Origin of the sequence: Arenibacter palladensis (genome assembly GCF_900129275.1) — a bacterium.
GTDB classification, from domain to species: domain Bacteria; phylum Bacteroidota; class Bacteroidia; order Flavobacteriales; family Flavobacteriaceae; genus Arenibacter; species Arenibacter palladensis.
The window spans coordinates 69,431-84,070 of record NZ_FQUX01000011.1 but is presented as its reverse complement, the minus strand read 5'-3'; the positions used below and the strand labels follow the sequence as shown (position 1 = coordinate 84,070).

The window sequence follows — 14,640 nt, the reverse complement described above, 5'->3', positions numbered from 1 at the left end:
TGGTTTACTATACTTTTCTTATTTTATAATCTATTCCGCATTGTCCAAGAAATCCTTCAATTTCTCGGACCATTTGTCAAAAATAGATTTCCGCTCCTTTTTTATGGCCGTTTTGGTCTGAGTGCTATCTTCCCCTGAAAAAACCTCACGATCCAATTCCTTATCCACAGCCTCCTGACGCGCTTCCCTAACTTTGGCTTTATTCTGCACCGCATTCATCAAGAGTCCCACTGCAGTTGCATATAACGGACTGGCTATTTCCTCGTCAGAATCGCCTGCCAAATGTTCATTGGGGTAACCGATCCTAGTGTCCATTCCCGTTATATACTCTACCAATTGCTTTAAGTGTTTTAACTGGCTTCCTCCACCTGTCAATACAATCCCGGCAATCAATTTTTTCTTTTGCTCATCGTGGCCGTAATTTTTGATCTCCACATAAACCTGCTCCACGATCTCTACCACTCTGGCATGTATTATCTTGGAAAGATTTTTCAAGGTGATTTCCTTGGGCTCACGTCCTCTTAACCCAGGGATGGAAACAATTTCGTTGTCCTTGTTTTCTCCTGGCCAAGCAGAACCAAACTTGATCTTCAAAAGCTCTGCCTGCTTTTCAATAATGGAACAACCTTCCTTGATATCTTCTGTAATTACATTACCTCCAAAAGGAATTACTGCGGTATGACGGATTATTCCATCCTTAAATATGGCCAAATCCGTGGTGCCCCCACCTATATCTATCAACGCTACACCTGCCTCTTTCTCTTCCTGACTTAATACCGCATTTGCAGATGCCAACGGTTCCAAGGTTATATTCCCTAGATCAAGACCTGCACTCTTTATACATCTTCCCACATTACGGATAGAGGAAACCTGCCCTACCACTACATGGAAATTGGCTTCCAGTCTTCCCCCGTACATCCCCATAGGCTGCTTTATCTCGGCCTGTCCGTCTACCTTGAATTCCTGTGGCAATACATGGATAATTTCCTCGCCGGGAAGCATTACCAATTTATAAACTTGATTACAGAGCTTTTCCACATCATCCTCATTGATGACCTCTTCAGATTTTGCCCTGGTTATATAATCGCTATGTTGCAAACTTCTAATATGCTGTCCTGCAATACCTACCACCACAGAGCTGATCTTTAAACCGGAATTACCTTCGGCCAGTTCAACCGCTTGCTGTATAGACTTAATGGTTTGCGTAATATTATTGACCACTCCGCGGTGTACTCCCAAACTTTTAGATCTGCCAATACCCAAGATTTCAATCTTGCCATACTCATTTTCCTTACCAATGATGGCTACAATTTTGGTGGTCCCAATATCCAACCCTACTGAATAATTACCTTGTTCCATATCTTAAATTTTGGTGCACACTACTTGGTTATTAAATTCTAAACTTACCCTGTTGTAATCGTTCAACGTTTTGTCCTTGTTCGCTTTGGTATAAAAAGCTTTGAAATTGCTGAACTTTTTCTCCAGTTCATCCACATGACCCAAATCCACTACAAAATTCTCCATCCTAAACTTCAACTGATACTTTTGTTCCTCGGTTATATGGACGCCTATTATATTCTTTCGCAAGAATTCATCAGAATTTATATAAGTCAAAATTTCGTACACTCCCTCCGTACTTTTATTGGTTACTATTCCTGTAATTATTGGTACCCGCGCAGAATGATATTTGGAAAATGGCATACGTTTTCCATCCTCATCTATATAAAACTTTGCAACTCCCTCAACTCTTCCGATTGGTTTTCGCTGTATGACTTTAGCCACTAGGTCCCCGTTTACCGTAAGGTAAACTTGGGCTTTTTTTACCATTTCATTAGCTTCGATAGCTTTTTCTATAGTATTCAAAACTATATCTTCTTTGGGCAGGTTTTTAAGGTCTCCAGAATTTTGTATTAACAATTTATTAACCGTCTCTTGGGTCATGTAAAGATTTTGATCCCCGACGAACTCAATTTCAATTTTATCTATTTTTTTATGCTTGTTCCTAACACTGGAAAATGCATAAAGACCCGTAACTACAAGCAACAGGGCCCCGAATTTTATGAAATTCCAATTAATTTTCATTTCTTTATTTTTAATGTCTTTTTTGAACAAAATTTAATTCCTTTTTAATTTTTGGGACTTCCAATCCAATATCTCCAGCACCCAGGGTTATTAAAACATCGGGTTTTTGGGCTAATATTTCTGAAATCAACTCTGACTTTTCAATTAATTTTTTCGTTGGGCTTGTAATTTTATCCAACAACCATTGAGAGTTAACCCCTTCAATTGGCTTTTCCCTGGCCGGGTATATATCCAACAACAATAAACTAGGGAAGTTAGATAGGCTTCTTGCAAATTCATCCACAAAATCCCTTGTTCTGGAGAATAAATGCGGCTGAAAAATGGCCAATATATTTTTACCGGGATGCATTTCGGAAACCGCCTGAAATGCAGCATCAATTTCCGTTGGATGATGTGCATAATCATCTACAAATACAAAATCGGGATTCTTTATCTGATAGGAAAAACGTCTTTGTACTCCTTTAAAAGTGGCCAACGCCCCTGCCAAACTAGATGGAGACGAACCGGCTTGTATGGCCATGGCATATGCTACCAATCCATTGAGCAGGTTATGCCTACCTGGTTTATTAAACCTAACGGATTTAAGATTGGCCTCCGGAGAATCCAAATCAAAAATATAGGTCCCTTGGTCTATTCTAATATTTCTAATACAATAATCGGAATCGTCCTCAATACCATAGGTTGTCCCCTCCAAAGCCAAACCATTCCGCACAAACAGTTTACCATTGGGCTTTATTCGTTTCACAAAATCACGAAACGACCTCTGCAGCTCCTCACTGTTGCCATATATATCCAAATGATCTGCGTCCATGGAAGTAATACAGGCCACATTAGGTGACAACTGAAGAAAGGAGCGATCAAATTCATCCGCCTCTACCACAGAATATTCCGACCCTTCCAACAAAAAATTACTGTTGAAATCTTCTGAAATCCCTCCCAAGAAAGCCGTAATGGGAGTCCCGGTCTCCTTTAATAAATGAGCCAGAATACAAGAAGTAGTTGTTTTGCCATGGGTGCCGGCAACTGCGAAACAAAAGGTATCCCTTGTAATCAATCCCAATACTTCCGAACGCTTCTTTACCTGAAAGCCATGGGCCATAAAATAATTGTACTCCCCATGATCTTTGGGTACGGCAGGCGTATATACCACCAAGGTATTATCAGGATCCAAATATTCCTTGGACACCAATTGCAAATCATCATCATAATGCACTTGGATACCCAAATCCACTAAATCCAAAGTAAGCGGTGTTTCGGTCTTATCATAGCCCGCAACATTTTTGCCTATAAATTTAAAATATCGCGCAAGGGCGGACATACCAATACCTCCAATACCTATAAAGTAGACGTTATGTATATCTTTTACACCCATTATTTTATTGTTGCACTAATAATTTTTCTATTTCGTTTACGATCTCCTTGGTAGCGTTGGGCATGGCCAAATTCTTGATATTGGCTCCCAACTTCCCCCTCAAGTCCTTGTTACTGATCAATTCCAAAAACACCGTTTCGAACTTTTCATCCAATTCTGTTTCCCTTACCATAATAGCGGCATCCTTTTCCACAAGGGATTGTGCATTTTTTGTCTGATGATCCTCCGCCACGTTAGGGGACGGGATAAAAATCACGGGCTTGCCCACAATGCATAGTTCAGAAACCGAACCTGCTCCTGCCCTGGAAATAATGATATCTGCAGCCCCATAGGCCAAATCCATCCGATTTAAAAAAGCCACTACTTTAACATCCGCACTTTCATATTTTTTATAATCCTCATAATACAGCTTGCCACTTTGCCAAACGACCTGAATTCCCTGCTCCTTAAAAAAAGGCAAACTCTGTTCAATAAGAATATTTACACGTCTTGCCCCAAGACTGCCTCCTAGGACAAGCAATGTGGTTTTATCCGCCTGCAGACCAAAGAAATTCATGGCCTCTACTTTATTTTCAGACTTAGCGACCAAATCCCCACGTACAGGATTACCCGTCTTTACGATTTTATCCTTAGGAAAAAATTTCTCCATGCCGTCATAGGCCACACATATTTTAGCCACTTTGTTCGCCAATAATTTATTGGTGATGCCAGCAAAGGAATTCTGTTCCTGCAACACACATGGAATTCCCTTACCCGATGCCACCTTCAAGAGAGGACCACTGGCAAAGCCACCAGTACCCACAACGGCATGAGGTTTAAAATTCCGTACTATGTTTGCTGATTTCATCAAACTACTTATCACTTTAAAAGGAAACATTAAATTTTTCAAAGTGAGCTTCCTTTGCAACCCACTTATCCACAAACCTTCAATTTTGTACCCTGCTTGGGGCACCTTTTCCATTTCCATTCTATCTTTTGCCCCTACGAACAAAAATTCAGCATCGGGATACCTTACTTTTAACTCATTTGCAATAGCAATGGCAGGATAAATATGTCCGCCCGTGCCTCCTCCCGATAATATAAATCTATAACTGCCCACTTAACACTTCTAAAGGGTTGGTCTCATCTATTTCCTCCGATTCGGTTTGAACATGTTTATTGCTTGCACTAAGAATAATCCCTATGGCCAAACAGGTCATCCAACTCGAGGTTCCACCACTACTAATTAAAGGCAAGGTCTGACCGGTTACCGGGAAAAGCTCCACGGCCACCGCCATATTGATCAATGCCTGAAATACTATAGGAAGTCCAACTCCCAAAACCAAAAGCTTTCCAAATACGGTTCCATTACTATTTGCCACTACCACTATCCTAAAAAGCAACAATAAGTAGAAGAACATCAATACAAATCCCCCCAACAGTCCGTACTCCTCAACAATAATGGCGTAAATAAAATCCGAAGAACTCTGTGGCAAAAAATTCTTCATTACGCTCTTTCCTGCTCCATTACCCACGATTCCTCCTGTTGCAATGGCAATTTTTGCCTTCTCTATTTGATAATCGGCCTCCGTATCCTCAGGATTGGAGAAGCTTTCAATTCTGCTCATCCAAGTATCTACCCTATTCGGAAATAAATCTGGCACCGCCTTCGCCGTCAAAATAAACAGTGTTAGGCTCAATATTCCCACACCCACTATTCCCAACAGATACTTAAAGGGATACCCCCCTATAAAACACAATAGCAGTACCATGGAAAATATAATGGCGGCCGTTGAAAAATTGGCAGGTAGTATTAACACTATCACCAAAAATACTGGAAACCAAAGGGGAAGAATACTCTCCTTAAAAGTTATGGTCTTATCCTTTATTTTTGTCAAATACCTAGCTACATAAATCATTAGCACCACCGCAGCCAGGTTGGAAGTCTGAAAAGTAAAACCAACTATGGGGATACGGATCCACCTACTTGCATTGGCACCATCTATGACCTGGCCCTGTGCAAGTGTATAAAGCAACAAAAGCAATACCACCGGCATTGCAATCAAGGACAAACCTTTAAAAAAGTGTGTGGGAATACGGTGCACCCCATAAATAATACCAAACCCCATTAAGAGAAGTATGGCATGTTTTACCAGGTACCCAATGGTGGTTCCATTGCCCACCACGTATACCAAGTTACTACTGGCACTATAAACAGGTAAAAACGAAAATAAGGCCAAAAGGGCCACCACTGCCCAAATAGCTTTATCTCCATTAATTTTGTTTAAAAATCCGAACACCCTTTATAATTTTTTTATTGCTTCTTTAAACTGATTTCCCCTATCTTCATAATTCTTGAACAAGTCGAAACTGGCGCATGCCGGAGATAGCAAAACGGTGTCTCCACGTTCCGCTATCTTATAGGCCACCTTTACGGCCTCGTCCATTGCAAATGTTTCCACTACCAGGTCCACTACATTTCCAAAGGCATCCTTTATTTTGGAATTATCCGTACCCAAACAAATTATGGCCTTTACTTTTTCACGCACCAAATGCATTAATTCCTTGTAATCGTTGCCTTTATCCACCCCTCCTACAATCCACACCGTTGGCGTTTTCATGCTGTCCAAGGCATAGTAGGTAGCATTTACATTGGTAGCTTTGGAATCGTTTATATACTGAACATGATGAATTTTAAGTACTTTTTCCAACCTATGCTCTGCTCCCTGAAAATTCTCTATACTTCTGCGTATAGTCTCCTTTCTAATACTAATTAGTTTAGCGGCCGTAGTGGCAGCCATGGTATTCTTTACATTGTGTTTTCCTTCCAAAGCCAAAGCGTCTGTACTCATTTCTATAGTGTTATTTTGTGTCTTAATAATTATTTTATCATTCTCTAAATATGCCCCTTCATCCAATTTCCTATTGATGGAAAAGGGCAATAATTTTGATTGGACCGGGTTCGTTTGCAACCACTGGACTATTACTTCATCATCGGCATCATATATTAAATAATCCTCCTTCGTCTGGTTTTTTGCAATCCTAAATTTGGACGCTATATAATTTTCAAATTTGTATTCATACCTATCCAAATGATCTGGAGTTATATTGGTAAGGATGGCTATGTGTGGTTTAAAATCCACTATCCCGTCCAATTGAAAACTACTTATCTCCAAAACATAAAAATCAAAGTTCTTTTCTGCCACCATTTTAGCATAACTATCCCCAATATTCCCTGCCATTCCCACATGTAGCCCACCTTCTTTTAATATGTGGTTCGTTAGCATGGTGGTAGTGGTCTTTCCGTTACTTCCGGTAATCCCTATAATGGTCGCCTTGGTATACCGTGAGGCAAACTCGATTTCCGAAATAATAGGAACCCCCTTCTCTTTGAGCTTTACCACCAAAGGAACCTTATCCGGAATACCTGGACTTTTCATGACCAGATCGGCATTCAAAATCTTTTCTTCAGTATGTTGCTGTTCTTCCCAATCAATTTCAAAATGTTCAAGAACTTTTTTGTATTCCTCTTTTATAATCCCCTTATCAGAGACAAAAACTTCAAAACCTTCCTTTTTACCCAAAATAGCAGTTCCAACACCACTTTCTCCTCCTCCCAAAACAACCAAACGCTCCATTCTAACGCACCTTTAAGGTTACAATGGTTATTACCGCTAACAGTATTCCAACAACCCAGAATCTAGTCACTATTTTACTTTCGTGGTATCCCTTTTTCTGATAATGATGATGCAATGGCGCCATTAAAAAAATTCTTTTTCCCTCACCAAATCTCTTTTTTGTATACTTGAAATAACCCACTTGCAGCATCACGGAAATGGACTCTGCAAAGAAAATTCCACACAAAACGGGTATCAGTAATTCCTTGCGAATAATGATGGCTATAACCGCTATGATTCCTCCAATGGTCAAACTTCCGGTATCGCCCATAAAAACAGTGGCCGGATAGGCATTGTACCATAGAAACCCTACTAGGGCACCCACAAAGGCAGCGATAAAAACTACCAATTCCCCTACCCTGGGAATAAACATAATATCCAAATAATCCGAAAAGATGATGTTACCCGAAACCAGGGTAAAGATGCCCAGTGTAAATACAATTATTGCCGAAGTCCCTGCAGCCAGTCCATCTATACCATCGGTCAGATTTGCCCCATTGGAGACCGCCGTTACAATAATTATGATTATGGGAATAAATACCAACCACGCATATTTCTCCATCCCATCTCCCATCCAGGTAATAAAACGGGCATAGTCCAGCTCGTTGTTTTTGATAAATGGCAAGGTGGTCATGGTAGATTTAATTTCCTTGCCGGGTACTTGCTGTACCGTATAGTCCTGGGTGATTTCCGTTTTGGAATGCTCCTTCATGGTCACCTCTGGATGAAAATATAAGGTTGCCCCCACCATTAGGCCCAAAACTACCTGACCCATTACCTTGAACCTTCCTTTTAAACCCTCTTTATCCTTTTTAAAAATTTTGATATAATCGTCTACAAAACCAATAATCCCCATCCAAACCGTGGTAACGATCAAAAGGATCACATAAATATTATCCATGAAGCGCGCAAACAGCAAAACTGGAATTAAGGTGGACATAATAATTATTAACCCACCCATGGTTGGGGTACCCGCTTTTTGTTTTTGACCTTCAAGACCTAGGTCCCTTACAGTTTCACCAATTTGCTTATGACGTAAATAATTAATAATTCTTTTCCCGTATACCGTGGCCAATAACAACGAAAGCATTACCGCCATTGCCGCCCTAAACGTGATAAATTGGAAAAGCCCCGCCCCTGGCAGTTGATAGTGTTTTTCCAAATATTCGAACAAATAGTATAGCATTCCTGGGTTTATTGTTTTTTGTTATTCTCTTTAAACTTGGCGACTTAAAACTCTATTTATTTAAGTCGGCCAACAACTCCTTCACTATTTTAAAGTCATCGAAATCCTCCCTAACACCATTAGTCTCCTGATAGGTCTCGTGGCCTTTGCCCGCAACCAAAATAATATCGTGGGCGGCGGCCAATTGACAAGCCGTTTTAATGGCCTGCTTACGGTTGACGATAGACAGTGTTTTGTTTACATTTTGCGCTTCCACACCAGCTTCCATCTCCTCTATGATAACTGTGGGCGACTCCGACCTGGGGTTGTCCGAAGTGAAAATGACTTTATTACTCAATGCTGTTGCGATATGACCCATAACCGGACGCTTAGACTTGTCTCTGTCACCACCACACCCCACGACGGTGATGACATTTTCATTTCCAGTCCTCAATGTATTGATAGTATCAAGTACATTTTTCAAGGCATCCGGTGTATGGGCATAATCAACAATAGCTGTAATTTTTTCTTTTGATATATAATGCTGAAACCTTCCATCCACATTTTCCAATTCACTTAGTAAACGAAGAATTTCAAGTTTCTCCAATCCCAATAAATCCGCAGTGGCATATATTGCCAACATATTATAGGCGTTAAAATCCCCTATCAATTTGGACCAAACCTCATTGTCATCAATCTTTAGCAATTGGCCGTTGAATTGATTTTCCAATATATGGGCCCTATAGTTAGCATAAGATTTTAGGGCATAGGTGTACTTTCTAGCACTGGTATTCTGCAACATTACCAAGCCGTTCTTATCATCGATATTGGTAAGTGCAAAGGCTTTTTTGGACAACTGATCGAACAGCTTCTTCTTAGTATCCCTATACTCCGCAAAGGTTTTATGGTAATCCAAATGATCATGGGACAGATTGGTAAAAATAGCGCCTTCAAACACCAATCCTTCCGTTCTCTTTTGATGTATTCCATGCGAACTGACCTCCATAAAACAATACTCAACCCCCTCATCGTTCATGAGCTGAAGGTGCTTATTGATCGTTATGGCATCCGGAGTGGTATGGGTGGTGGCATATTCCTTATTATCCACCATTATCTTTATGGTAGATATCAATCCTACCTTGAATCCGGCTTTTTTAAACAATTGATAAAGCAGACTACTAACAGTGGTCTTCCCATTGGTCCCGGTCACCCCTACCAACCTTAGGTTCTTAGAGGGATTCCCATAATAGTTGGACGCCATAATAGCCAAGGCTTTATTGCCATTATCCACCTGCACATAGGTTATCCCATTATCCAACTTTTCGGGCAGTTCTTCGCAGACTATGGATTTTGCACCTGAAGCTATGACCTTATCTATGAACTGATGCCCATCGGAAACAAGACCTTTTATAGCTACAAAAACATCATCCTTGCCCACCTTTCTGGAATCAAAACATATATGGTTCACCATGATGGAAGTAGATCCACTTACCGCAGAAAGACTAACCCCATATAATATGTCCTTTAGCGTTTTCATGATAGTACCAATACAATTTTATTGACCTTTTTCAGGTCGGTTCCCTTTGCAATTGACTGCTTCTTAACCTTGCCATTTCCTTTCACCTCAACTTGGATCCCCAAATTTTCAAGGATCGACACCGCATCCATACCACTCATACCTTCCACATTGGGCACTTGGTTATATTTTTTATTGGAAGCCGCAAAGTATCTTTGATAATTCTCTTCCAAGTTCTTGGTCTCCACATCATTAACATCCACCTCATCCACCAAAGGAGAACTTGCATATATTTTTTGGGCAACGGATTTAAATACGGGCCCCGATACATCGGCGCCATAATACCCCACACTCTTATCAGGTTCATGAATTACCACAATGCAGGAATATTTAGGGTCGTCCGCAGGAAAGTAACCCGCAAAGGTGGAAATGTATTTCATCACCTCCGGATCCTTGGAAACATAATTCTTTTGTGTAGTTCCTGTTTTTCCCGCCATAGAAAAATTGGGCGAATACAAGCCATGCCCGGTACCGTGCTTTTTCTCAACAACATCTTTCAACAATTGTTGAACCTTGCGCGCTGTTTCCTTGGAACAGATAGAAGGATTAATGACCTCCTTCTCAAATTTCAAAATAGTTTTATCCCACTCCTTCACCGCCTTTATAAGCCTAGGTTTTAACATCTCCCCATCATTGGCAATAGCATTATAGAAAGTTAGGGTCTGCAATGGGGTAAGGGAAACTTCATACCCATGGGACATCCACGCCAGGGAGACCCCAGACCAACCTTTATCTCCAGGATAACGGATTACCGGGGTACCCTCCCCATTAACCGGTAATCCCAATTCCCTATGAAGGTTCATGTTCATGAGACGGTTGACAAATTTCTCCGGATTGTCCTTATAATTGTTATTGATGATTTTGGCAAATGCAGTATTGGAAGAAACCTCAAATGCCTTGGCGGCGGTTATTTTACCATAGCCTCCGTGTTTGGAATCCCTTACCGTTCTATTGTATACTTTATAAGTGCCCTTTTCTGTATCAATAACGGTATTGGTATCTATCACCTTATCTTCCAAGGCCACGACCATGGACATTAGCTTAAAAGTTGACCCTGGTTCATGAGACTCCCCTATGGCATAATTTAGTCGCTCATAATATTTGCCCTCACTAGTCCTTCCCAAATTGGATATGGCCTTGACCTCTCCGGTCTTGGTTTCCATTACAATTACACAACCGTGTTCCGCATTATATTTTTCCAATTGTCCCAATAAGGCATGATGCGCTATATCCTGAATATTGATATCGATAGTGGAAACAACATCATAGCCATCCTTGGGCTCCACAATATTATCCCAGCCAATTGGCTTCCATTGTCCTTTGGCAATTTTTTGTTTTAACCTCTTACCTTCTACCCCTCTAAGATATTGTCCGAAGGCCCCTTCCAGTCCAACCCTGGTATAGTATCCGTCCTCATCCACCCTTTCATAACCAACGCTCCGTTCAGCGATCTTCCCCAAAGGATGCTCACGAACAATTTTTTGCTCTATAATGAGACCACCTTTATAAGGGCCCTTGTTAAAAAGCGGAAACTGTTTTACGGCCACGTAATCCGAGTAATCCAAATTTCTGGCAATCAAGGCGTATCGATTTTTATTGACCTTGGCCTTTCTCAACAGTTGCTGATAATGGGAAGACGAATTGCCCAACAATTTAGCCAAGGCATCGGACAAAGGCTTTACATTATCCTCAAAATCCCTTTTCCCAACTGTTTCAGCATCAAACCGAATAGTATACCTCGAAACTGAGGTTGCCAACAAACTGCCATCATCAGAATATAAATTACCCCTCTTGGGGGCAATGGTGAACATTTTCTCAGTACGATCCATGGCAAGTTTCCGATACTTCTCGCCTTCCACCATCTGTATACTGACCAATTTGACCAAAACGGCAATTGCGAACAGGAAGAGGAATCCCGCCACAATATATAATCTGGTCAATATGTTTTTTTCTGTTACAGGCATTATTATTCGGTTTCGGTTTTAACTTTTATTTTTTTAGGCGGAGTTTCGGACGGAAACAAACCATCCTGCTCCAAAATTCTCAATACAGTGGATTCCAACTTAAGCTCCTGCATATCTGAACGTACATCTACAAACTCACTCCTCAACTCCTTGACCTGTTCATCCAGGGCTGCAATTTTATGTACTTTTCCATCCGCACTATGGGAACTGGCAATCATCACCGTTGCCAAAAAGGAAACATAAATGATAAACATCCAGTTTTTGGGAGCACCACCACTCACCAAAAACTTTCCTTTTAATATGTCCAATATCCCTTTTCTCATTACTTATAAATTACCCAACTATATACCTTATTATACCTAATTCATTATTACGGGTGCCACCTTGGACAATCCGACATTCCTATACTCTAATATCAAACCCGTTCGGCTATCCTAAGCTTGGCACTTCGCGCCCTATTATTTAACTTTATTTCCTCCTTGGAAGGGACCACTAAACCTCCCACCTTTTTCATAGGAACTTCTATGTTCCCATAAAAATCCTTTTCCGGCTCTCCTTCAAACTGGCCGGCCCTAATAAACCTCTTAACCAGCCTGTCCTCCAAGGAATGATAACTTATGACACTCAACCTACCCCCTTCATTCAACAATTCGGGCACCCGCATCAAAAATTCCTTTATCACCTGTATTTCTTGGTTTACTTCTATCCTTATCGCCTGATAGATCTGAGCCAAAATCTTATGCTCCCTATGCTTTGGCAGGTACTGACCAAGAACCTCCTTCAATTGATCTGTGGTTTTTATAGGCGCGTTTTCACGCTGCTCCACAATAGTTTTTGCCATGGCATTCGCGTTCCGAAGGTCACCGTATTGAAAAAGAACCCTTCTCAACTCATCATAGTCATAGACATTTACCACGTCAAAAGCCGAAATCTGGTTCTTTTTACTCATTCGCATATCCAGATCAGCATCAAAACGGGTAGAAAAACCCCTCTCGGCCTGATCGAATTGATGGGATGACACTCCAAAATCTGCCAAGATCCCGTCCACCTTCCTTATTCCATAGAACTTCAAAAACTGCTTTATATATCTAAAATTTTCATTGATCAACTGAAATCGCCCATCATCTATAGCATTGGGCAATGCATCCTCGTCCTGATCAAACGCCAACAGCCTTCCTTTTTCCCCTAACCTCTTCAATATCTCCCTGGAATGTCCGCCGCCTCCAAATGTCACGTCCACATAAACTCCATCGGGTTTTATATTTAGCCCATCAACGGACTCTGTCAGCAATACTGGGCTATGATATGTCATCGTCGTCATCTCCCATTACTTCCTCGGCCAAACTTGCAAAGTCCTCGGCTGTTTCCTCCAATACCTTTTCATAGTTGTCCTTATCCCAAATTTCAACAATGTTGATTGCCGAACTCAATACTACCTCTTTCGTAATTCCTGCCACATCCACCAAATTTTTTGGAATCAACAACCTACCGGTAGCATCTATTTCCACCACCTTTACCCCTGCAGAAAATCTTCTTATGAAATCGTTGTTCTTTTTCTTAAATCGGTTCTTTTTGTTCATTTTCTGCATCAAAATATTCCACTCCGCCATGGGATACAGTTCCAAGCAGGGTTGGAAAACAGAACGTTTAACCACAAAACCATCATTTATTACGGGTGACATTTGATTTTTAAGCGCCACAGGAAGCATCACCCTTCCCTTGGAATCGGCCTTACAATCATATGTTCCAATGAAATTAATCACTTAAAGTAGCTGGTTTTTAATTTAATAACTCAAATATATATAAATTATTACCACAATTTACCACAAAATACCACTTTGTTAATAAAATGCATACTTTATCGACAAACTACACTCCAAATACACCTTAAAAATTCCACAGAACGGATACCATAAAAAATCTTTCAACAAAAAATTATCATTAAATATCACCGTTCCAAAAACTTGTCTATACTTGCATAATAATGAAATGCCTATATTTGCCAACTAAGATCAGAAGCTATCCTTAATGGAAAAAAAGATAATTAAAGAGGGGAAATACCGATATATTGAAATGGGTGAAGGAACACCAATTATAATATTACACGGTCTAATGGGAGGATTGAGCAATTTTCACGGGGTCATGAACCATTTTCCACCGAAAGGCTATAAGGTATTGGTTCCCGAGCTTCCTATTTACGATATGCCATTACTAAAAACCAATGTAAAGAGCTTTGCTAAATTTTTGGAAGGATTTATAGAGCACAAGGCCCTAAAAGATGTAATTCTACTTGGCAATTCGCTTGGTGGACATATTGGGCTGCTCCATACCAAATTATACCCAAAAAAGGTAAAGGCCCTTGTAATTACAGGTAGCTCCGGATTATACGAAAGTGCCATGGGAGATGGTTATCCGAAGCGTGGTGACTATGAATTTATAAAGAAAAAAGCTCAGGATGTATTTTACGATCCTGAAGTAGCCACCAAAGAAATTGTAGACGAAGTATTTGCCACGGTAAACGACCGTATTAAATTGGTAAAAACTCTGGCCATTGCAAAAAGTGCCATTAGACACAACATGTCCAAAGATTTACCACATATGTTGACCCCTACCTGTATCATATGGGGCAAAAACGATAGTGTAACTCCACCCAATGTGGCTGAAGAATTCCATGCACTACTCCCAGATTCCGATTTGTACTGGATAGAGAAGTGCGGACATGCCCCAATGATGGAACATCCACAGGAATTCAACACTGTTCTGGACGCCTGGCTGGAGAAAAGAAATTTCTAAACAGGAATCAAGATCTATAACCTATAAAAGCG

General features: G+C 40.6%; 13 protein-coding genes. 1 reads left to right on the top strand and 12 read right to left on the bottom strand.

Going from position 1 to position 14,640, the window contains the following annotated elements:
- Positions 1 to 30 precede the first annotated feature (30 nt).
- The 12 genes from ftsA to mraZ form a co-directional block, all read right to left on the bottom strand.
- Positions 31 to 1,359: a cell division protein FtsA gene (gene ftsA / locus BUA60_RS20840; RefSeq protein WP_072865213.1), complete on the bottom strand. Its 1,329-nt coding sequence runs from the start codon at positions 1,357 to 1,359 to the stop codon at positions 31 to 33.
- Positions 1,360 to 1,362: 3 nt separating this feature from the next.
- Positions 1,363 to 2,082, bottom strand: coding sequence for a cell division protein FtsQ/DivIB (locus BUA60_RS20835; protein ID WP_072865308.1), 720 nt, complete (start codon positions 2,080 to 2,082; stop codon positions 1,363 to 1,365).
- A 10-nt stretch (positions 2,083 to 2,092) separates the two neighbouring features.
- Positions 2,093 to 3,454, bottom strand: coding sequence for a UDP-N-acetylmuramate--L-alanine ligase (gene murC, locus BUA60_RS20830; protein ID WP_072865211.1), 1,362 nt, complete (start codon positions 3,452 to 3,454; stop codon positions 2,093 to 2,095).
- A gap of 4 nt (positions 3,455 to 3,458) precedes the next feature.
- Positions 3,459 to 4,553, bottom strand: a complete 1,095-nt coding sequence (gene murG, locus BUA60_RS20825; RefSeq protein WP_072865209.1) for an undecaprenyldiphospho-muramoylpentapeptide beta-N-acetylglucosaminyltransferase — start codon at positions 4,551 to 4,553, stop codon at positions 3,459 to 3,461.
- Positions 4,540 to 5,733, bottom strand: a complete 1,194-nt coding sequence (locus BUA60_RS20820; RefSeq protein WP_072865207.1) for an FtsW/RodA/SpoVE family cell cycle protein — start codon at positions 5,731 to 5,733, stop codon at positions 4,540 to 4,542. The genes murG and BUA60_RS20820 overlap by 14 nt, the downstream gene beginning before the upstream one ends.
- A 3-nt stretch (positions 5,734 to 5,736) precedes the next feature.
- The gene (murD, locus tag BUA60_RS20815) at positions 5,737 to 7,071 is read right to left on the bottom strand and encodes a UDP-N-acetylmuramoyl-L-alanine--D-glutamate ligase (protein WP_072865205.1); all 1,335 of its coding nucleotides are present in this window, start codon (positions 7,069 to 7,071) and stop codon (positions 5,737 to 5,739) included.
- 1 nt (position 7,072) lies between these two features.
- Complete coding sequence (mraY, locus tag BUA60_RS20810; protein ID WP_072865202.1) at positions 7,073 to 8,296, bottom strand: phospho-N-acetylmuramoyl-pentapeptide-transferase; 1,224 nt, start codon at positions 8,294 to 8,296, stop codon at positions 7,073 to 7,075.
- A 52-nt stretch (positions 8,297 to 8,348) separates the two neighbouring features.
- Entirely contained in the window at positions 8,349 to 9,812 is a 1,464-nt protein-coding gene (locus BUA60_RS20805; RefSeq protein WP_072865200.1) for a UDP-N-acetylmuramoyl-L-alanyl-D-glutamate--2,6-diaminopimelate ligase, read from the bottom strand.
- Complete coding sequence (locus BUA60_RS20800) at positions 9,809 to 11,815, bottom strand: penicillin-binding protein (protein ID WP_072865197.1); 2,007 nt, start codon at positions 11,813 to 11,815, stop codon at positions 9,809 to 9,811. The genes BUA60_RS20805 and BUA60_RS20800 overlap by 4 nt, the downstream gene beginning before the upstream one ends.
- 2 nt (positions 11,816 to 11,817) lie before the next feature.
- Positions 11,818 to 12,138 carry an FtsL-like putative cell division protein gene (locus tag BUA60_RS20795; RefSeq protein WP_072865195.1) on the bottom strand — a complete coding sequence of 107 codons (321 nt, stop codon included), beginning with the start codon at positions 12,136 to 12,138 and terminating at the stop codon, positions 11,818 to 11,820.
- 92 nt (positions 12,139 to 12,230) lie between these two features.
- Entirely contained in the window at positions 12,231 to 13,127 is an 897-nt protein-coding gene (rsmH, locus tag BUA60_RS20790) for a 16S rRNA (cytosine(1402)-N(4))-methyltransferase RsmH (RefSeq protein ID WP_072865192.1), read from the bottom strand.
- Positions 13,114 to 13,578, bottom strand: a complete 465-nt coding sequence (gene mraZ, locus BUA60_RS20785) for a division/cell wall cluster transcriptional repressor MraZ (protein ID WP_072865190.1) — start codon at positions 13,576 to 13,578, stop codon at positions 13,114 to 13,116. The genes rsmH and mraZ overlap by 14 nt, the downstream gene beginning before the upstream one ends.
- 265 nt (positions 13,579 to 13,843) lie before the next feature.
- Between mraZ and BUA60_RS20780 the strand changes: the two genes are divergently transcribed.
- Positions 13,844 to 14,608 carry an alpha/beta fold hydrolase gene (locus tag BUA60_RS20780; RefSeq protein WP_072865188.1) on the top strand — a complete coding sequence of 255 codons (765 nt, stop codon included), beginning with the start codon at positions 13,844 to 13,846 and terminating at the stop codon, positions 14,606 to 14,608.
- The last annotated feature ends 32 nt before the right edge of the window (positions 14,609 to 14,640 follow it).